General features: G+C 49.7%; 20 protein-coding genes and 1 riboswitch. Of the genes, 5 read left to right on the top strand and 15 right to left on the bottom strand.

Features of this window, described 5'->3' with window-relative positions; translation table 11 throughout:
* Positions 1-17: 17 nt before the first annotated feature.
* Together thiD and thiM are read right to left on the bottom strand one after the other, a co-directional pair.
* Positions 18-818, bottom strand: coding sequence for a bifunctional hydroxymethylpyrimidine kinase/phosphomethylpyrimidine kinase (gene thiD, locus GUC46_RS08475; RefSeq protein ID WP_003027328.1), 801 nt, complete (start codon positions 816-818; stop codon positions 18-20).
* 2 nt (positions 819-820) lie between these two features.
* Complete coding sequence (gene thiM, locus GUC46_RS08470; RefSeq protein ID WP_160180092.1) at positions 821-1603, bottom strand: hydroxyethylthiazole kinase; 783 nt, start codon at positions 1601-1603, stop codon at positions 821-823.
* 31 nt (positions 1604-1634) lie between these two features.
* Positions 1635-1731, bottom strand: a riboswitch (TPP riboswitch).
* Between the two features lie 234 nt (positions 1732-1965).
* Here thiM and GUC46_RS08465 point away from each other — a divergent pair.
* On the top strand, positions 1966-2298 hold the full coding sequence (locus GUC46_RS08465; protein WP_016150637.1) for an RcnB family protein: 333 nt from the start codon (positions 1966-1968) through the stop codon (positions 2296-2298).
* Between the two features lie 55 nt (positions 2299-2353).
* Here the strand turns inward: GUC46_RS08465 and GUC46_RS08460 are convergent, their stop codons facing one another.
* The 6 genes from GUC46_RS08460 to apbC all read right to left on the bottom strand — a co-directional run bounded on the left by GUC46_RS08460 (position 2354) and on the right by apbC (position 9096).
* Positions 2354-3376 carry a fimbrial protein gene (locus tag GUC46_RS08460; RefSeq protein ID WP_044711382.1) on the bottom strand — a complete coding sequence of 341 codons (1023 nt, stop codon included), beginning with the start codon at positions 3374-3376 and terminating at the stop codon, positions 2354-2356.
* Positions 3377-3387: 11 nt separating this feature from the next.
* Positions 3388-5874, bottom strand: coding sequence for a fimbrial biogenesis outer membrane usher protein (locus GUC46_RS08455; RefSeq protein ID WP_160180090.1), 2487 nt, complete (start codon positions 5872-5874; stop codon positions 3388-3390).
* A gap of 14 nt (positions 5875-5888) precedes the next feature.
* Complete coding sequence (locus GUC46_RS08450; RefSeq protein ID WP_121540238.1) at positions 5889-6569, bottom strand: fimbrial assembly chaperone; 681 nt, start codon at positions 6567-6569, stop codon at positions 5889-5891.
* Positions 6570-6632: 63 nt separating this feature from the next.
* Positions 6633-7163 carry a fimbrial protein YehD gene (gene yehD / locus GUC46_RS08445; protein ID WP_003844375.1) on the bottom strand — a complete coding sequence of 177 codons (531 nt, stop codon included), beginning with the start codon at positions 7161-7163 and terminating at the stop codon, positions 6633-6635.
* A 277-nt stretch (positions 7164-7440) separates the two neighbouring features.
* The gene (locus GUC46_RS08440; RefSeq protein WP_071698166.1) at positions 7441-7722 is read right to left on the bottom strand and encodes a DUF2574 family protein; all 282 of its coding nucleotides are present in this window, start codon (positions 7720-7722) and stop codon (positions 7441-7443) included.
* A gap of 264 nt (positions 7723-7986) precedes the next feature.
* Positions 7987-9096, bottom strand: coding sequence for an iron-sulfur cluster carrier protein ApbC (gene apbC / locus GUC46_RS08435; protein ID WP_003027343.1), 1110 nt, complete (start codon positions 9094-9096; stop codon positions 7987-7989).
* 164 nt (positions 9097-9260) lie between these two features.
* Here apbC and metG point away from each other — a divergent pair, with 164 nt between their 5' ends.
* Together metG and GUC46_RS08425 are read left to right on the top strand one after the other, a co-directional pair.
* Positions 9261-11294 (top strand): methionine--tRNA ligase, encoded by a 2034-nt coding sequence (gene metG, locus GUC46_RS08430; RefSeq protein WP_003844377.1) that lies wholly within the window; start codon positions 9261-9263, stop codon positions 11292-11294.
* 206 nt (positions 11295-11500) lie between these two features.
* The gene (locus GUC46_RS08425) at positions 11501-11959 is read left to right on the top strand and encodes a YehR family lipoprotein (protein WP_003840158.1); all 459 of its coding nucleotides are present in this window, start codon (positions 11501-11503) and stop codon (positions 11957-11959) included.
* Between the two features lie 42 nt (positions 11960-12001).
* Here GUC46_RS08425 and GUC46_RS08420 read toward each other — a convergent pair whose 3' ends face one another.
* The 3 genes from GUC46_RS08420 to GUC46_RS08410 are packed head-to-tail and all read right to left on the bottom strand — an operon-like array spanning position 12002 to position 14920.
* On the bottom strand, positions 12002-12472 hold the full coding sequence (locus GUC46_RS08420; RefSeq protein ID WP_003027346.1) for a DUF1456 family protein: 471 nt from the start codon (positions 12470-12472) through the stop codon (positions 12002-12004).
* Positions 12473-12518: 46 nt separating this feature from the next.
* Complete coding sequence (gene btsR / locus GUC46_RS08415) at positions 12519-13238, bottom strand: two-component system response regulator BtsR (protein WP_003840155.1); 720 nt, start codon at positions 13236-13238, stop codon at positions 12519-12521.
* Entirely contained in the window at positions 13235-14920 is a 1686-nt protein-coding gene (locus GUC46_RS08410) for a sensor histidine kinase (protein ID WP_003027348.1), read from the bottom strand. The genes btsR and GUC46_RS08410 overlap by 4 nt, the downstream gene beginning before the upstream one ends.
* A gap of 225 nt (positions 14921-15145) precedes the next feature.
* On the opposite strand from GUC46_RS08410, the gene mlrA reads away from it, so the two are divergent.
* Positions 15146-15877: an HTH-type transcriptional regulator MlrA gene (gene mlrA, locus GUC46_RS08405; RefSeq protein ID WP_003844381.1), complete on the top strand. Its 732-nt coding sequence runs from the start codon at positions 15146-15148 to the stop codon at positions 15875-15877.
* Positions 15878-15928: 51 nt separating this feature from the next.
* Positions 15929-16036 (top strand): protein YohO, encoded by a 108-nt coding sequence (locus GUC46_RS08400; protein WP_003027354.1) that lies wholly within the window; start codon positions 15929-15931, stop codon positions 16034-16036.
* On the opposite strand, the gene GUC46_RS08395 is transcribed toward GUC46_RS08400, so the two are convergent.
* From GUC46_RS08395 to GUC46_RS08380, 4 genes are read right to left on the bottom strand one after another with little or no spacing between them, the layout of a single operon-like run.
* A complete protein-coding gene (locus tag GUC46_RS08395) occupies positions 16017-16748 on the bottom strand; it encodes an ABC transporter permease (RefSeq protein ID WP_003844383.1) in 732 nt (243 codons plus the stop codon). The genes GUC46_RS08400 and GUC46_RS08395 overlap by 20 nt on opposite strands.
* The gene (locus tag GUC46_RS08390; protein WP_130714513.1) at positions 16732-17679 is read right to left on the bottom strand and encodes an ABC transporter ATP-binding protein; all 948 of its coding nucleotides are present in this window, start codon (positions 17677-17679) and stop codon (positions 16732-16734) included. The genes GUC46_RS08395 and GUC46_RS08390 overlap by 17 nt, the downstream gene beginning before the upstream one ends.
* Positions 17672-18838, bottom strand: coding sequence for an ABC transporter permease (locus tag GUC46_RS08385; RefSeq protein WP_032939153.1), 1167 nt, complete (start codon positions 18836-18838; stop codon positions 17672-17674). The genes GUC46_RS08390 and GUC46_RS08385 overlap by 8 nt, the downstream gene beginning before the upstream one ends.
* A gap of 15 nt (positions 18839-18853) precedes the next feature.
* Positions 18854-19771, bottom strand: coding sequence for an ABC transporter substrate-binding protein (locus tag GUC46_RS08380; protein WP_130714512.1), 918 nt, complete (start codon positions 19769-19771; stop codon positions 18854-18856).
* Positions 19772-19959: the final 188 nt, after the last annotated feature.

Below are 19959 nucleotides of genomic sequence, written 5' to 3'. Positions count from 1 at the left end.
TGCAGCCAGTATACCCATTACCACCACGCGTGAAAATGATGCACCGGACCAATTCCCTCGCCAACTTCCAGCGTGTCTGCCTGTGCCAGCGCCGCTGAAAGCCACAGTTTGGCTTCCTGTACGGTATCGGCCCAGTTGTTATGGCGCGGACGCAGGGCTGCCAACGCCGCCGATAGCGTACAACCGGTGCCATGGGTATTTTTGGTCATCACCCTCGGCGCGGTAAAACGCTGCTCGCCTTCGCGAGTAAAGAGCCAGTCGGGGCTTTGCGCGTCATCCAGATGACCGCCCTTCATCAACACCGCCTCGCAACCCAGCGCCCGTAGCGCTCTTCCCTGCTCTAACATCTCCTGCTCAGTCTGCGCATGCGATGCCCCGAGCAGTGCAGCAGCTTCGGGTAAATTAGGGGTGATAATCGAAACCTGTGGCAGCAAACGGGTACGCAGCGTTTCTACCGCCGAGGGTGACAGCAACGGATCGCCGCTTTTTGCCAACATCACCGTGTCCAGCACCACATTTTGTACCCGATGGCGACGCAAACGTTCGGCGACCGCCTCAACAATATCCGTCTCCGCCAACATACCAATTTTTGTGGTGTCGATACGCACATCACTCAACACAGAGTCCAGCTGCGCAGCGACAAAGTCAGGTTCAATACGATACACCGACTGCACCCCGCGCGTATTTTGCGCCACCAACGCCGTAATAACGGAACAGCCGTATGCGCCCAGCGCCGAGAAGGTTTTTAAATCGGCCTGAATACCCGCGCCACCGCTTGGATCGGTTCCGGCGATCGTTAATGCGTTAATCCGTTTCATGCTTACTCCTGGGCGTTCAGGTTATAGAGGGCGTCGAGAAATGCCGGGACAAAGCTGCCCGGTCCGTTTGATTGCTCGGTGGCGATTTGCCCGGCCTGTTTCATCCAGCTACAAGCGGAGGCGACGTTATCAAGTCGGTCACCACGCAAGGCACAACTGGCTGCAACAACCGCTGATAGCGCGCATCCGGTGCCCACCACGCAAGTCATTAACGGGTCGCCGCCGTCCACGCCAACGGTACGCTGACCATCGGTGACGTAATCCACTTCGCCGGTAACCACGACAATGGTCCCAATCTGACGAGCCAGCGCCTGCGCTGCCGGAAACGCAGCGACAGCTGTATCGGTTGTATCCACGCCGCGTCCCCCACCGTTCATGCCGGCGAGAGCAAGTATTTCCGAAGCGTTGCCACGAATAACAGCAGGCTGTAGCGACAGTAAATCCAGACAAAAGCGGCGGCGAAACTCAAGCGCGCCTACGGCAACGGGATCGAGCGTCCACGGGGTTTTAGCATGATAAGCCCGCTCAACGGCGGCGCGCATCGCCGTGGCCCGCTCCTGAGTTAAGGTGCCGACATTAACCAGCAATGCACTGGCAATAGCGGCGAATTGGCTGGCTTCTTCAGGTTCGATCACCATCGCTGGCGATGCGCCCAGTGCCAGTAATGTATTGGCAGTAAAGCTTTGCACGACCTCATTGGTCATACAGTGTGTGAGCGGGGATAGGGTTCTAAATTGGTGCAAAGTGTGAGCCGCGAGCGCGCGGCTGTGCAGGTCAGGCTGCATGGTTCAGCTCCTGCCCGCGCGAAGAAGGGACACGGGCAGTGTCAGACTTCCCTACGCTGGCATTATCCAGATCAGGTGGTACGGGTATTTCTCAGCCTTCACCAGGAAGGGCACCCCGAGTCGTTGAAACACAAACGTAATATGCTGGTTTCAGTAACAGGATACTGCCTGTGCTTAGCGATGTAAATTGGCGTACTACCCGCCCCCAAAGTGAAACTACTGGTCAAGATTGCTGCAATTCTGTAGTTTCATTTACACTTTTTACGAAATGACTGGAGTGATCACAAAATAGTGCTTGTCAGACATCCGGTATGCCAGGAATGATACATGACTGATTTTGATGACCCGAAGAGGTAGAGAGGATGGGTATGAAGAATAAAATGTTGCTGGGTGCACTTCTGCTTGCAAGCAGCGTCGTCTGGGCCGCGCCAACCGCAACAGCTGCCCCCACCGGTATCGATAAATATGAACTGAGCAGCTTTATTGCTGACTTCACCCATTTCAAACCCGGTGACAAGGTCCCACCACTGTATCTCACCGAAGAATACACCATTAAACAGTGGAATCTACGCAATCTGCCCGCGCCGACGGCAGGCACCCACTGGACCTACATGGGCGGCGCGTATGTGCTGGTCAATGATGCCGATGCTAAGATCATTAAAGCTTACGATGGCGAGATTTTTTATCACCGGTAATCGAATAAAAACACGTACTTTCAGCAAGAAAGTACGTGAGATAACCACCAATCAATTAGTCGTAAGATACCGCAAAGGTCACTTTACTTTGTACGTCACCAGGCTGTAGTGATTCTCCTGTTACGCGAACATATTTCGCAGTGATGGGAAAAGTGTAACTACTTTTGATTTCAGTCAGTTTAGCTATTTTGTTCATCAGCGTATCCCCCAATTTCAACGGCGATGTCGCACTGCCGTTAAAAATCTGGAAACCCACTCCCTTTGCGCCATTCATTACGGTATTTTTCAGTATCGTTCCACTACTATCCCAGTCGCCGCGTACCACTTTAAAACTCACTGGATTGGTAGTGACGTTATTGATGCTTTCGCATTTCAGTTCCAGTTCTGTGGAACCAGATTTAGTATTGTTTGCGCTTAACATTTCTTTTAACGTCGTATTCGGCATCTTAATTTCGTATGTCGACTGAGAGAAACGACAGGTTGTTGGTTTGTGCTTGACGGTAAATGTAATATTTTGTGCGTAAGTGTTTTTACCACTCAGTTTACCTGTCAACCAACACCATAGCCACGCCCCAAGACTCTTCCGACATGAATTATCAGCTAAAATATTGATTGCCGGACGCCCCAAATTTATCGTATTACCACTAGATATCGTTAAATCAGCACTGCCAGGTGTTATATATGAAACTTCAAGAATAAATGGTTTTGAGTTAAACGCCTCTTGTGTTGTATATGATTTTGAGGCAATTACCCCTCCCCCATTACCCGTCGCAACAGGAAATTCAGTATTTTCGAGCATGTTAAATTTTAGAAAAATAGATTTATTCGCACCGGGCTCCTTCAATTCTATGACATAGTTTTGAAATGGCGTCGTATAATCCATAAAATCTGTATTTTCATTACATGAAAAAGTATCGTTTAGGTTTGTGTTTATTAAAAGACGAACAGGAGAACCCACCTTTACTGTCGTCATGTCCAGCTCTATCGTTTGTTGTGCTGATGTATTCGAACCTAAGGTACATTTAGCCTGCCCCAAGAAAGGAAGCAACCATAAAATTAAAACCCAATATTTTTTCATAAACGAATCCCTTATCGGCAAATATAGACTTTATTCTCATCAATCATCTTATCGAAGGTAATCGTGCAGAATTGTCCCTGCTTTTTATTAACCACGACGCGTACCGATGCGGGAATGTCGTTGGTGCGAATAAATAACCGACTGCCCTGGCCGATCAGACCGACGTTATTACCTGCGCTATCTTCAACCTCATAGCCGAATGATAACGGAGAGCCGTCTGGTCGTTGGGCGAGGAAATACCATAGTTTACGCCGATCGGTTTCAAACTCCGTCATCACGACCGCGCCGCGATAAGGGACATTAGCTTTACGATTACCCAGCAGCGCCACATCGCTTTTACTGTCGGACAAATCCAGCATCAGCATATTTTCACGATACGGCGTCAGGCTGTCATACACAGCGTAACCTTTGCTGTCCGTTGTTAAGTAACGGTGTCCCTGCACCGCCGCCCCCTGTAAACCCGGCGCTTTAACAATGGCGAAAGTATCGGAAAGCCGGGACGTCAGCGCCACGCCGTCAGACCACACCACAACACCGCCCTGAATATTACCGCTGGCCTGTTGATACTTATTCGACTGGCTGTAGCTGCCGCCTATGGTCGCTATTTGCGCGCGCCAAGCCATATTACCGCCCGCAGTTGTTTCATTCCCCTGCCGCTGATGGCTGAGGTTGGCGCCGTAGCTAAACTGATCGCGATTACCCGCCACCCCGCTTAAGCTGGTGTTATTCGACTGATAACCGTCATCATCGAATGTCGTTGAGTTAGAGACAAACAGATCGCGGCGAGGGGTAGATATCCCGTCCCCCCACGAGAATGGGATGGAGATATACAGGTTAAAACGCTTATCCTCGTGATTATCCTCATCGTACGTTTGGCTAACGGCAAAGGTATAGCTGATACGTTGCCAGGAGTTCGAATAACTTATTTGATAATCTTTACCCGTTCCGCTGCGTTGCCAGTAATCACGCCACAAACCGCTTACGGCCAGAAATCCCAAGTCGCCAGGCAATGCCTGATTGATGTTCAGGGAAAAACTGTTCTTACGGCCAAAGTCATTCTGATAATAATCAGCAATGTCATAAACATCATTTTCATCGCGGTTGTAGCTATTTTTGTTATTCGCCCAAACGTGATCGTTAAAGGTACGATAATCCCGCGAAGAGTAGCGAAAGGCCGCCAGCGCAAACTGAGTTCCGGTCTGTGCGACATATTTATTCCATGCTACCTGATAACTCTGTCCGTCAAAAACGCCGTTATCCTGCTCACTGTGCGATCGTGTGGCGTCTACCGAAACCGCACCAATTGGCGTATTCCATCCTGTGCCAAGCGCAAATGAATAATAGTTATCCGATAACATTGAGCCGCCATAAACTGTAAGCAGATTGTTCAAGCCATAAAAATAACTACCCTGCATAAAATCAGACTGATTACTCGCACCTGCAATATCGCTACGTCCGGCAGCTAAATCATATTTCGCCACACCCGTCTGCAACATATTCGGTACCGATGAATAAGGTACCAGGTAATGTCTTATCGAACCATCTGCCTCTTTAACACTCACATCCAGATCTGCACCACCGCCGGCAAGCTGCAAATCATCAATAGCAAATGGGCCTGGAGAGACCTCTTTTTGATAAATCACAAAACCGTTTTGTTCGATGGTTACCAGCGCGTTGCTCTGGGCAATACCACGTACTACAGGGGTAAAATTCTGTTTTGAGTTCGGTAACATTTGCATATCACGCCAGATACGCACCCCGCGAAAGCGTACCGCGTCAAAAATATCTGCCCCGGTATACATGTCCCCGGCGCGCAATGTACCGAGAATTGACGAAATACCACGTTCCACATATAACGTATTACTTTTCCACTCACCGCTACCTTCGTTGCCTTTGGTATAGTTGGCATTCGAATGCAACTGCCAGCCAAGCAAATTCAATCCGCTGTTCAGATTAACATAGCTACTTTTATCATTACCGCCGTGTTTATAATCACTGTAATACTGGCTGACATAATAAGCCGTATAAAACGCATTTATTCCACGATCCCAAGTTTCTGGAGGCATATAACCCGGTTCATATTCGTTCACAAATGCCTGAGGTACGCTCAGATTTAATGCAAACTGCCCAATATCATACCCTATGCTGCCGCCCTGGACTGCTGAACGTAGCGAAACACAATCCACGCTTTTATCCGCTTTAATACCGTCGGTACGAATGCCTATCTGCTGTAATTGTGCCCATGATAAACATGTTTCATCGGGATCGGTTTTAATATTAATATCATACTGACCACGCCACTGATTATTCAGATAAACGTCCATCTCGTACATGCCTGGCATGGGCTTATCACCATCAATTAGATAGCGTGATATTTTTTCACCATTTAAACCACCAATCATAAAGTGGGTGTCAAACGTTTCTTCTTCAGCCCATACAGATGATGAAGTCGCCAGCACCGACAAAATGGCCAGTGTAATCGAATTAATCTTTGACATAGCCAGTCCTTGAGCTATTTTTCAGTTTTGATTTTTTCACTCAAATAATTGCCGTGATCATCAATAAGCGTAACATTGTAATGACTCACAATAGCAGCAGTGCTCAGCATTTTTTCTGACCACGGTGCCAACAGCATAGTTTCTTTATTAAGTTTCGCTTTACCGCTAAGCTCAGGGATAGTTATCCAGTTAGCCGAATTATTCTTGATTGTAATACCGCTACCACTATTCCTGATGTTCAGTTGGGTAAAGCTACTTTTATCAACGCCGGCAATTCCCTGTGGGCGATAAATAAATTTAATACGGTTTTGCATCGCAAATTTAATGATGTTCTTACCTTCGGAATCCGCAGAGTTCGGTGGGATATCCAGCACGTTAAGGAAGAATAAACTTTCGCGATCTTTCGGCAACGTATTTGGCAACAGCTTAATTTTCAGCTGTTGGCCAGAACCACCGCTCACCTTTGCCACCGGCGGTGTCATCACAAACGGTACCTGAATTTTCTCCGGCGGCAGGTCGGTGTCACCATCATCAATCCACGACTGGACGAGTGCACTGCGATTGCCTTCATTCATTAACTGCACGGTAATCTCTTTTTTCTGCGCCGGATAAATGATACGCGTACCGTAAATATAAATCCCACCCCACGCAGGCAATACTGTGCCAGCCAAAAATAATGCTAATATCTTTTTCATTATAATTATCCTTACTACAGAAATAATCGGCGGCCGCAGCCGCCGACAAACAGGATAGTAATCTTAATCAGTAACTACGGTCATCGTAAGCGAAGAGGCAACATCACCACTCTCAACAATACCAGTTCCAACTTTCGCATAACGCGCACTAAAGTCCAGAACATATTTATTGTCGGCTGTTTTGGTTAACTGAATACCAGACTCAGGATTAACCTGTTCATTACCATAATAGACTGCAAAACCAGCACCGTTATTCGAGGCAGTATTTCGTGTAATGTATTTATTCGTGCTATCGAATTGAGAACTGGAAAAAGTAATTTTCGGTGCTTCAGTCCCCGTACACTCTACTGTCAGTGGTACAGTAGTTTTATTTGTGTAACCATCATAAACACCACCAGCACTCAAAGCATTTAATCTGTCAGCACCAATTTGGTTCATACCAATAGTCGCGGTGGAATCACCAGTAAATTTACAGGTAGTTCCAACCACCTTACCCGTAATAATTAATTCACCCTGATCGGTATCAGCAGCAAAAGCCCCAGCGCTCATAAATACAACAGACAGAACAGCAGCAGAAATAATTGAACGTTTCATAATATCTTCCCTAATGAATTAATTTCGATTTGTTAAGAGCAGTTATCTCTTGAAAAGAAATTCTCACAGCTGAAACGTTGCCGCAATGTAAACACGTTGTTTTATTGATTTAAAACAAGTTACAAATCGCAATATACATGCAACAAATAAATCAGGATTTGTATTATTTTCAGAATTAATAAATCTATGCAATTAACTGCTAGGAAGGATTTATTCTATGCATAAAAAACCACATATCATTCATTAAAATGATATGTGGTTAATAAAGGCGTTCTTTTTAATCGTAGCGATTGAGTACGATCTGTCGCGTGGTATCGCCAGGGACTGTAACCACTTCCGTCACCACCCCGCGCGCAGGTGAAGAAGCAACATCGTTAACAGTTGAAAAATGAAGTGTCTTGCCACACCGCTGTTGCACGTCATTATTCACAACATCGGTACTACAGGTTGGTTTGGTTACTCGTCCACTGATTGTTAAGGTCGCGGTATCGGAAGCAAACGCAGATGCACTTATTCCATAAGTCAGAATGATAGTTCCCATCAGCGAGCTAATTTTCATTTTTATCGTCACCTCTGTGGTTAACATCAAATAACATGCAGATGGCCTGTCAGCGTAATACGGGCAAAACGCGCTGTTCAATCCAATTGAAATTGTAGATTAATGAGATAGATTTGATCAATTACAATGATGCATTGAGATGATTTATTCGGAAAAAGGTATGAATTATAAACGCAGAATGAACAATATCGTAATATTTTTAAATTTAATATATTCACCGCATCAATAATACATTAATGCGGTGAATATCTGTAACGCTATAAATTACACCGCGCGGAAAGCAATCTCGCCCGGAATAACTTCTCCCTGCCAATACAGCTGTGCCGCCACACGCCCTGCAAGGTCGCGGTAAATGGCGGTAAATTCGCTGTCTGGACGGCTGATAACCGTCGGCGTACCGCGATCGAGGTCTTCACGCAGAGAAATATGCAACGGCATTTGTCCCAGCAGTTGGGTGTGGTACTGCTCGGCCAGTTTCTGCGCGCCACCGGTGCCAAAGATTGGCTCATGATGGCCACAATTGCTGCAAATATGCATACTCATATTCTCAACAATACCCAATACCGGCACTTCGACTTTTTCGAACATCACAATGCCTTTTTTCGCATCGATCAGCGCGATGTCCTGCGGCGTAGTGACAACAACCGCGCCCGTTACCGGAATGTTCTGCGCCAGCGTCAACTGGATGTCACCAGTGCCCGGCGGCATATCCAGTACCAGATAATCAAGATCCGGCCATAAGGTTTCCTGCAACATCTGCAACAGCGCTTTACTGGCCATCGGGCCGCGCCACACCATCGCGTTATCGTCAGTGACCAGATAACCAATGGAGTTCGTTGCCAGACCATGAGACATGATCGGCGCCATGTGGGTACCATCTGGCGAGGTTGGACGCTGGTTTTCCGCGCCAAGCATTGTCGGGATAGACGGACCATAAATATCGGCGTCCAGAATCCCCACCTTCGCCCCTTCTGCAGCCAGTGCCAGCGCCAGGTTCACGGCGGTAGAGGATTTACCCACGCCACCTTTACCTGAACTGACGGCGATGATGTTTTTCACACCATTAATACCTGGCTGATTTTTCACGCGTTTCAGCGTCGCGATGTTATGCGACAGTTTCCAGTCGATCGCTTTCGCGCCGGTAATACGCAGCAGATCGGCGCTACATTGCTCTTTTAAGTCCTCAAACGCGCTATGCCAGACGAACGGCATGACCAGCTCAACGTGCAACGTGTCATCCATCCAGGCGACGTGGTGCAACGCTTTAAGCGTCGTCAGATTATGCTTCAGGGTTGAATGCTGAAAATTCGCCAGCGTCCCGGCAACCATGGCGCGCAGGGTCTCTGGTGATTTGGCCTGGGATTGTGCGTTCATCCCGACTCCTTTTTGTTGTTCTGAATATACAATAGTCACCAGGTAGTTTACTCCAACCGCAACAATTATTCATTTACGGATAAATGCCCTTATCGCTTGGCGCAGTAATTACCATTTTGGTACTATCAAAGCCCTTTTCACTACAAAAGAAGTAATTGCCCACTATGACTCAAGTCGCGAAGAAAATTCTGGTAACGTGCGCGCTGCCGTACGCCAACGGCTCAATCCACCTCGGCCATATGCTGGAGCACATCCAGGCTGATGTCTGGGTCCGTTACCAGCGAATGCGCGGCCACCAGGTTAACTTCATCTGCGCGGACGACGCACACGGTACGCCAATCATGCTGAAAGCACAGCAGCTTGGGATCACGCCAGAGCAGATGATCGGTGAAATGAGTCAGGAGCATCAGACTGATTTTGCAGGTTTTGACATCAGCTATGACAACTACCACTCGACGCACAGCGAAGAGAACCGTGAGCTGTCTGAGCTGATTTACACGCGCCTGAAGGAAAACGGTTTTATTAAGAACCGTACAATCTCCCAGCTTTACGATCCGGAAAAAGGCATGTTCCTGCCGGATCGTTTTGTTAAAGGCACCTGCCCGAAATGTAAGTCTCCGGATCAGTACGGCGATAACTGTGAAGTCTGCGGCGCAACCTACAGCCCGACCGAACTTATCGAGCCGAAATCCGTTGTGTCTGGCGCGACGCCGGTGATGCGTGACTCCGAACACTTCTTCTTTGATCTGCCGTCATTCAGCGAAATGCTGCAGGCGTGGACGCGCAGCGGCGCGTTACAGGAGCAGGTCGCCAACAAAATGCAGGAATGGTTCGAATCCGGCCTGCAACAGTGGGATATTTCCCGCGATTCCCCGTACTTCGGTTTTGAAATCCCGAATGCGCCTGGCAAATACTTCTACGTCTGGCTGGACGCGCCAATTGGCTATATGGGTTCATTCAAAAACCTGTGCGATAAGCGCGGTGACACCACCAGCTTTGATGAATACTGGAAGAAAGATTCCGACGCCGAGCTGTATCACTTCATCGGTAAGGATATCGTTTACTTCCACAGCCTGTTCTGGCCTGCCATGCTGGAAGGCAGTAACTTCCGTAAGCCGACCAACCTGTTCGTCCACGGTTATGTGACGGTGAACGGCGCGAAGATGTCTAAATCTCGTGGAACCTTCATTAAGGCAAGCACCTGGCTGAAGCACTTCGATGCCGACAGTCTGCGCTATTACTACACGGCGAAACTATCTTCACGTATTGATGACATCGACCTGAACCTGGAGGACTTTGTCCAGCGCGTTAATGCCGATATCGTCAACAAAGTAGTCAACCTGGCATCCCGTAATGCAGGCTTTATTGCTAAGCGTTTTGACGGCATTCTGGCGACTGAGCTGGCCGACCCGGCGCTGTATAAAACCTTCACCGACGCCGCAGCAGTGATCGGCGAAGCATGGGAAAGCCGTGAATTTGGTAAAGCTATTCGTGAAATCATGGCGCTGGCCGACGTGGCAAACCGCTACGTTGACGAACAAGCACCGTGGGTTGTGGCTAAACAGGAAGGCCGCGATGCCGACCTGCAGGCAATTTGCTCCATGGGCATTAACCTGTTCCGTGTGCTGATGACCTACCTGAAGCCGGTTCTGCCAACGCTTGCTGAACGTGTAGAAGCGTTCCTTAACTGCGAACTGAGCTGGGATGCCATTGAGCAGCCACTGCTCGGTCACAAGGTCAACACCTTTAAAGCGCTGTACAATCGCATCGACATGAAACAAGTTGAAGCGCTGGTGGAAGCGTCGAAAGAAGAAGTGAAAGCCGCTGCCGCACCAGTAACCGGTCCGCTGGCGGATGACCCGATTCAGGAAACCATCACCTTTGACGATTTCGCCAAAGTTGACCTGCGCGTAGCGTTGATTGAAAACGCCGAATTCGTGGAAGGTTCCGACAAACTGCTGCGTCTGACGCTGGATCTCGGTGGTGAGAAACGAAACGTCTTCTCTGGTATTCGTTCTGCGTATCCGGATCCACAAACCCTGATTGGCCGCCAGACCATTATGGTTGCTAACCTGGCTCCTCGTAAGATGCGCTTCGGCATTTCTGAAGGGATGGTAATGGCCGCAGGTCCTGGCGGGAAAGATATCTTCCTGTTAAGCCCGGATGAAGGTGCAAAACCAGGCCAACAGGTGAAGTAAGTCAAGTATCTCAAGCGCTGCAACCGCAGCGCTTTTTTTTTGCTACGTGAGTGCTTCCTCTAATCTTAACCCTTAATCCATTTTCGGACTGCTCAGTTGTTAATATTAGATTTATTCTATACTGCACTGGGATCAAGGTAGTCCGGGCTTACCAGATTCGTGGAGGTTATTGTTTAACATCCGATATTCATGAAATGGAGTTTTACATGAAAGCGTTACATAAATTTTTCACTCTCGCCGTGGTATCGGTTGTGTTTTTTTCCCTGGCAGGATGCGGTGATAAAGTAGAGACAAAAACATTTAATGCCAACCTCAACGGTTCGGATATCACTGTCTCTTACACCTATAAAGGTGATAAGGTCCTGAAGCAAATCTCTGAAAGTAAAATCAGCTATGCGTCAGTCGGTGCCAGCAATAAAGAAGAAGCAGCAAAAGTATTCGACGCATTAAGCGCCAAATATCAAAACATTACTGGTATAGAAGAAAAACTCACCTATTCAGATACCTACGCGCAAGAAAATGTCACTATCGATATGGAAAAAGTTGATATAAAAGCGTTGCAGGCCATTTCAGGGATGAAACTATCTGAAAACGCCGATAAAAACATCAGCATGAAGCAAATGCAAACGGTAATGGAATCGGCGGGTTTTAAAGAAGTGAAGTAAAGCATCGGCGACCCGATTTTGATTGTGGTCGCCAGCGCTGCTTTACGCTTTCTTTTTATGCTCTCGCGACGTTAAACCACGCAGAAAATAACGCAGGAACTGATCGCCGCATTCGCGATAATTCTTATGGTCCGGCGCGCGCATCATGGCGGTAATTTCCGGCATCGACACACGGAATTTCTGCTCGGTCATAATTGCCAGAATATCATCGGTTTTCAGTGAAAAAGCGATACGCAGTTTTTTCAGCACCGTATTATTGTTAACACGACGCTCAAGCGCCAGTTCCGGTGCAGAATCATCTTTACCACGCAGATGATAAATCAGACCGTTTAAAAAACCGGAGAGAATGATATCCGGGCAGCGAACAAACCCGTCTTCATCTTCTTTTGTCGTCCAGGTATCGAAATTTGCGGAGATGGATTCCATGTCAGCAAGCGCAAGAATACGCACCATGTCGTTATTGTTCGCTTTCAGGGTGTAGCGCAGGCTACGAAGAATATCGTTACTTAGCATAGAGCCTTCAACTGTCGGTGATGCAATGGCGCGCAGTGTATCAGTTTTACAGTCCAATCGCCTCTTTTAGACTTTTAAGATAACGACGACTCACCGGAACGGTCAGCCCGTTACGCAAAATCAGTTCCGCCTGGCCGTTGTCTTCCAGACGGATCTCCTGCAATTGCGCCATATTTACCAGATATTGTCTATGACAACGCAGCAGAGGAGTACGGCTCTCCAGCGTCCTGAGCGTCAGCTCAGTGAAGCCTTCTTTACCATCACTGCTGGTCACATATACGCCACTCATACGGCTGCTGATAAACGCCACATCATCCATTTGCAACAAATAAATTCGGCTGTGACCGCTGCACGGAATAAACTTCAGCGCCTGCTGATTTTCTGGCAGGAGTGATACATCCTGCTTCGTGCGCTCCTGACGCAAACGGATCAGCGTTTTTTCCAGCCGAGCTTCTTCGATCGGCTTGAGCAGATAATCAAACGCATGTTCTTCAAAGGCTTTCACAGCATACTCATCAAAGGCGGTCAGAAAAACAATGTACGGACGATGCTCGGGATCAAGCATGCCAACCATTTCCAGGCCGCTGATTCGCGGCATCTGAATATCAAGGAACAGAACATCCGGACGCAATTTATGTACCGCGCCAATGGCTTCCACCGCATTCGAACATTCGCCGACAATCTCGATGTCGCTTTGCTCCTGCAACAGGATCCGCAGATTCTCCCGGGCTAACGGTTCGTCATCGACAATTAGCACTTTGATCATGCCAGTTCCTCCAGGGGAAGTCGTAAAGTGATTCGGGTAAAGCGGTCAGGTTCACACGCTACGCTAATGCCAAAATCATCGCCAAACCGCTCGCGCAGTCGTTTATCGACCAGATTCATACCCAGTCCACTGGCTTCTGATGTTGGCTGATACAGCCCGGCATTGTCTTCGATATCCAGCATCAGATATTGCCCTTCTCGACGGGCGGTAATCGACACTTCACCGGTATCCAGCAACTGAGAAGTACCGTGTTTGATGGCATTCTCCACGATGGGTTGCAGAGTAAAGGCGGGTAATTGCTGATGCGAAAGTTCTTCTGGCACCGTCAAGGTCACCTGAAGACGCGATTGGAACCGTGCCTTTTCAATTTGCAGATAAGCATTAACGTGTTCAATTTCATCGGCCAGCGTCACAATTTCCGACGGGCGTTTTAAATTTTTACGAAAGAACGTCGACAGATACTGCACCAGTTGGCTGGCCTGCTCGCTATCACGTCGGATCACAGCTTTGATGGTGTTGAGCGCATTAAACAGAAAATGGGGATTGACCTGGGCGTGCAGGAGTTTTATTTCCGACTGCGTGAGCATCGCTTTTTGCCGCTCATACTGCCCGGCCAGAATCTGCGCCGAAAGCAGTTGGGCGATCCCTTCCCCCAGCGTGCGGTTGATTGAGCTAAAGAGACGGTTTTTGGCTTCATACAGTTTGATGGTCCCCATCACCCGCTGGTTTTCACCCCGCAAGGGGATCACCAGCGTCGAACCTAATTTGCATTGCGGATGCAAAGAGCAGCGATAAGGGACTTCATTGCCGTCAGCATAAACCACCTCTCCGGTTTCAATCGCCCGCTGGGTGTACGAGGAAGAGATAGGTTTGCCCGGCAGATGATGGTCGTCACCAATACCGGTAAATGCCAGCAGTTTCTCACGATCGGTAATCGCCACCGCACCGATATCCAGCTCTTCATACAGCACCTGAGCAACCTTCATGCTGTTAACCTCGTTGAACCCCTGGCGCAAAATCCCTTCCGTTGAAGCGGCAACTTTGAGCGCGGTGGCGGAAAAAGCGGAGGTATATTTTTCAAACATCGCCCGTTTATCGAGCAAAATACGCATAAATAAGGCGGCGCCGACGGTATTGGTCACCATCATAGGCGCGGCAATATTGCTGACCAGTCGGTAGGCATCATCAAACGGCCGGGCGATCAATAAGATGATCAACATCTGCACTAGTTCAGCAACAAAGGTAATGGCGCCCGCCGTCAGCGGGCTGAATACTTTATCGGTACGACCACGACGGGTGAGCACGCTGTGCACCAGTCCGCCGAGCAACCCTTCCACAATGGTCGAGATCATGCAGCTAAGCGCCGTCATTCCGCCCATTGAATAACGATGTAAACCACCGGTCAGACCGACTAAGCCGCCAACCACAGGGCCGCCAAGCAGCCCGCCCATTACTGCACCAATAGCGCGAGTATTCGCAATGGAGTCATCAATGTGCAGCCCGAAATAGGTGCCCAAAATGCAGAAAATGGAAAAGGTAACGTAGCAAAGCAGTTTGTGCGGCAGCCGGATAGTCACCTGCATCAGCGGAATAAACAAACGCGTTTTGCTCATGAGCCACGCGATAACGAGAAACACGCACATCTGCTGAAGCAGCAGCAACACCAGATTAAACTCGTACATACCCGCCAACCACACATCTCTTAAAAGCGCGTAACATACATGGGCTGCGCGTAACTTTCTTTGAAGTGTTGCAAAAAAAAAGGAATTTGTGAGAACGATCACTCGAAAGCGCGATCATGACTACAAACCCACCCATTTATTGATCAAAAAACAGGCAAAACTACCTGGTTCGCAAAAGAGAGTCTAAAGTAAAACTGGGACCTCGCAAGCATAAGTGAGACGACGATGGCGCTTTACACAATAGGTGAAGTGGCTTTGCTTTGTGATATCAACCCTGTCACTTTACGCGCGTGGCAGAGGCGTTACGGATTACTGAAACCGCAACGGACAGACGGCGGACATCGCCTGTTTAACGACGCGGATATCGATCGGATCCGTGAGATAAAACGCTGGATCAACAACGGTGTCCAGGTCAGCAAGGTTAAAATGTTGCTCAGCAATGAGAGTATTGATGTGCATAACGGTTGGCGTGAACAACAAGAGACGCTGTTGAACTATTTGCAAAGTAATAATCTGCATAGCCTCAGACTGTGGATAAAAGAGCGTGGTCAGGATTATCCCGCACAAACGCTCAACACCCATTTATTCATTCCGTTACGCCGACGTCTGCAATGTCAGCAGCCGATCCTCCAGGCGTTACTGGGGATCCTCGACGGCGTACTGATCAACTACATCGCGATTTGTCTTGCCTCAGCACGCAAGAAACAGGGCAAAGATGCTCTGGTGGTTGGCTGGAACATTCAGGATACGACCCGCTTATGGCTGGAAGGTTGGGTCGCCAGCCAGCAGGGGTGGCGCATTGACGTCCTTGCTCATTCGCTGAACCAACTGCGACCGGAGCTGTTTGAAGGTCGTACCTTGCTTGTCTGGTGCGGCGAGAACCAAACGCCCGCTCAGCAACAACAGCTGAATGAATGGCGCGCGTTGGGTCACGATATTTATCCACTCGGTATTTAATATTCTATTAACAAACGTGTACAATCCTTGGATTCACATAAGGAGTGCATAATGAGCGCAGCTAAAATCGGTGTCATTACCCTCTTCCTGCTGATGGCCATCGGCGGTATCGGTGGTGTCATGCTGGCAGGTTATACCTTTATTTTACGTGCCGGGTAAGATGTCTCGCTAATTTCTCAAAACCGCGGTCAACAATTACCGCTGCCAGCGCTACCAACAGCGCCCCCTGAATCACATAGGCGGTATTGAACCCACTCAGCCCGATAATAATCGGCGTACCCAGCGTGTTCGCTCCAACGGTTGAGGCGATGGTTGCGGTGCCTATATTAATAATCACCGACGTGCGAATCCCGGCCAGAATAACCGGGGCCGCCAGCGGTAACTCTACTTTACGCAGCCGCTGCCCCTGACTCATGCCCATTCCACTGGCGATATCCATCACGCTGGAAGAAATACCGCCAAGTCCCGCCAGGGTTGCCTGCAAGATCGGTAATACCCCATACAGGATCAGCGCAATAATTGCCGGTTCAGGACCAAATCCCATCACCGGTACAGCGATCGCCAACACCGCAACTGGCGGAAATGTCTGCCCCACGGCGGCAATCGTTTCCACTATCGGCCTGAATTCCGCGCCCCAGGGTCGGGTTACCGCAATTCCCGCCCCAACGCCAATCAATACGGCGATAAGGCTTGAGATCCCCACCAGTGTAAAATGGGCCAGCGCCAACGCTGTAAAACTTTCCTGCTGATACACGGGACGTGGCAGCTCAGGAAATAGCGAACTAAACAGGGTCTGACTGTGAGGCAATCCAACCAACAGGATCAGAAACAACGCAACAAGCCACAGCAGTGGATCAGCAAGACGTTTCACGGGTCGGCATCTCCGAAAGCAAATCGCGAAAATGGAGCGTTCCGCAGGGTAACCCCTGCAGCGTCACGACCGGTAAAACGTCGCAACCGCGCGCCACGAACACCGATAACGCATCACGAAGCGTCATCTCATCCACCAGCGGCTCGCCGTCTGAGTGTTCTCCGCGACGGATAAAATCGCCTACCGTACGCAGCGACAACAGCCGTACGCCCAGTTCACTGCGGCCAAAAAAGGTTTGTACGAAATCATTCGCTGGCGCAGTGAGCATCGACAGCGGCGTGCCTTGCTGCACGACCTTTCCTGCATCCATCAGCACCAAATGTTCCGCCAGTCTTAGCGCCTCGTCGATATCATGCGTCACTAACACAATGGTACGCCCCAACAAACGGTGAATACGCGTCATCTCCTGCTGCAGCGCACTGCGGGTGACCGGGTCCAGCGCGCCAAAAGGCTCATCCATCAATAGCACCTGCGGATCCGCCGCCAACGCACGCGCAACCCCGACCCGCTGCTGCTGTCCGCCGGAAAGCTGATGCGGATAACGGTGGCGCAAACTTTCCTCAAGACCCAGCAGCGCCATCAGTTCATCTGTTCGGTCATCAATACGTGAGCGCGACCACTTTTGCAGTTGCGGTACGGTGGCGATGTTCTGCGCGACGGTCCAGTGGGGAAACAAGCCAATAGACTGAATCGCGTACCCCATGCGCCGTCGTAGCTCCAGCACCGGCAGGCTACGAATTTCTTCTCCGGCAAAGCGGATCTGCCCGCTGTCGTGTTCAACCAGCCGATTGATCATCTTTAGCGTGGTGGACTTCCCCGAACCTGACGTGCCGATTAACACCGAAAAGCTGCCCTCCCCTAAATGCAGGTTAAGGTCATCAACGGCTTTTTGCTGACCATAGGTTTTACTGACGTGGCGAAATTCAATCATTATTCGATACCTTTAGCAGCGCGAGACCTAAATCAAACAGCGCATCAATCAACACTGCCAGCACAACGACTGGGATCACGCCCAACAGCACTAAATCGACGGCGCTACTGAGCAATCCCTGAAAGACCAGCGCGCCAAATCCCCCTGCTCCAATCAGCGCAGCAATCACCGCCATTCCCACGGTTTGCACCATCACTACCCGTAAACTGCGTAAGAAGACCGGCAATGCCAGCGGGAACTGCACCGAGACAAATCGCTGGAAAGTGTTCATTCCCATCGCTCGAGCGCTTTCCAGTACATCCCGCGGTACCTGATTCAACCCAGCCACAACGCCACGTACCAGCGGTAACAACGCATACAGCACCAACGCAATAAGCGCAGGCGTCATACCGGTTCCCGCGACACCGAACTTGCCCAATAAAGGAAAGTGCTTCACCAACCCGGCAAGCGGCGCAATTAACAGGCCAAACAGCGCGACGGAGGGAATGGTCTGGATGATATTCAGTAGTGCAAATACCGGCCCCTGACGGGCGACAGAGAAAGCACACCAGATGCCCAGTGGCACACCAATAAGCAGCGCGGGCATCACGGTAGCGAACAGAATCGTCAAATGTTGCGCCAGCGCGTCGTTGAAGACATCCTGGCGGTTGGCATATTCTTTAAGCAGGGATAGATCGTTAAACGTGCCGGAGAACAAAAGCACCAGCGGCACAATGAATATTTGAGCATGCAGCGCCCAACGCCACAGTGCCTGAGCGGTGATGCGACGAATAGCGTCACTGGCGGCCAGCAGTATCAGCCCCACGCCCAACCAGAATCCACTGCCCAGACTGGTTCTGGCCAGCGGACTCCCTGTCTTCGCCAGATACGTTGCCGTTGTACCTGCGGTTACCAGCGCGGCGATCACCAATAGTTGGCAAACGATAAGCGCCAATATATTACCGGACCTTCCCGGTACAACGCTCAGAAGACACAGCAGCAAACAGGCCACCGCCAATCCCCATGCCGTGTCGGAGCTGATATCCCAGAGTTGACGACCTTCGCCGGACACCAGACGATTAGGGGCATAGCTAATGAAAGGCAGCGCTGCCGCCGCGAAAGTAAGAAGCACCAGCAACAACAGCACCCGATTGACTGAAATATTCGACAAAACACCCACCCGCTGCAAACGCCGTTACTTCACCCATCCTTTTTGCTTCAGGTAATCTGCTGCGACTTTTTTCGCATCCTGCCCCTCCACGGCAATACTGGCATTCAGCTGCTGCAACGTTTTTTCATCCAGACTGGCAAAAACCGGCTGTAGCCACTCTCCCATTTGCGGATAGTCTTTCAGCACCGATTCACGCACGACGGGTGCTGGCGCATAAATGGGCTGGACACCTTTTGGGTCGCTTAAAGTTTGCAGACCGAGCGCCGCAACCGGGCCATCGGTGCCATAAGCCATCGCCGCATTGACTCCAGAAGTCTGCTGCGCCGCCGCTTTAATCGTCACCGCGGTATCCCCCCCAGCCAGCGACAACAGCTGATTTTGATTCAGTTTGAAATCATAGGCTTTTTCAAACGCTGGCAGCGCGTCAGCCCGTTCGATGAATTCCGCAGAGGCGGCAAGTTTGAACGTTCCTCCGTCCTTCAGGTAACGGCCTAAATCAGCAAGGGACTCAAGTTTGTTCTTTTGCGCGACATCCTGGCGTACTGCAATAGTCCAGGTGTTGTTGGCGGGTGCAGGGGTTAGCCATACCAGCTTATTTTGCTCCGCATCCAGCTTTTTCACTTTGTCGAATCCAGCCTGCGCATTTTTCCACGCGGGATCATTTTCATCTTTAAAAAAGAATGCGCCATTACCGGTATATTCCGGATAAATATCCAGCTCACCGGAGGTGATTGCCCCACGCACCACTGGGGTGGTACCAAGCTGTATTTTATTGACGGTTTTCACGCCATGGCTTTCGAGCACCTGCAAAATAATGTTGCCGAGCAGCGCCCCTTCGGTATCTATTTTTGAACCGACCGTGACGGGTGACGCGGCCTGTAAGGGTAGGCTTATCGCAGCTAACAGCGCCAGCGAACCCACCGATACTTTTGAGATTATCATGCTGTACTCCTCATCCTTTTGCGGCCCTTTTCAGAGACTTGAGGAAAAAGCATAGTCGAAAAATCAGGGCTTAACCTGGCAATTGGGGAGTAAGAGAGGGATTCGTTAGCAATAACGTGATGAGAAATAAGAAGCAGACGCGGCGCGTACGTCTAAAGATAAAGGCCGGAAACCCGGCCTTTACTCGC

It is taken from the genome of Citrobacter sp. LUTT5, assembly GCF_009905315.1.
Classification (GTDB): domain Bacteria; phylum Pseudomonadota; class Gammaproteobacteria; order Enterobacterales; family Enterobacteriaceae; genus Citrobacter; species Citrobacter freundii.
This window is presented reverse-complemented; position numbering and strand designations above follow the sequence as displayed.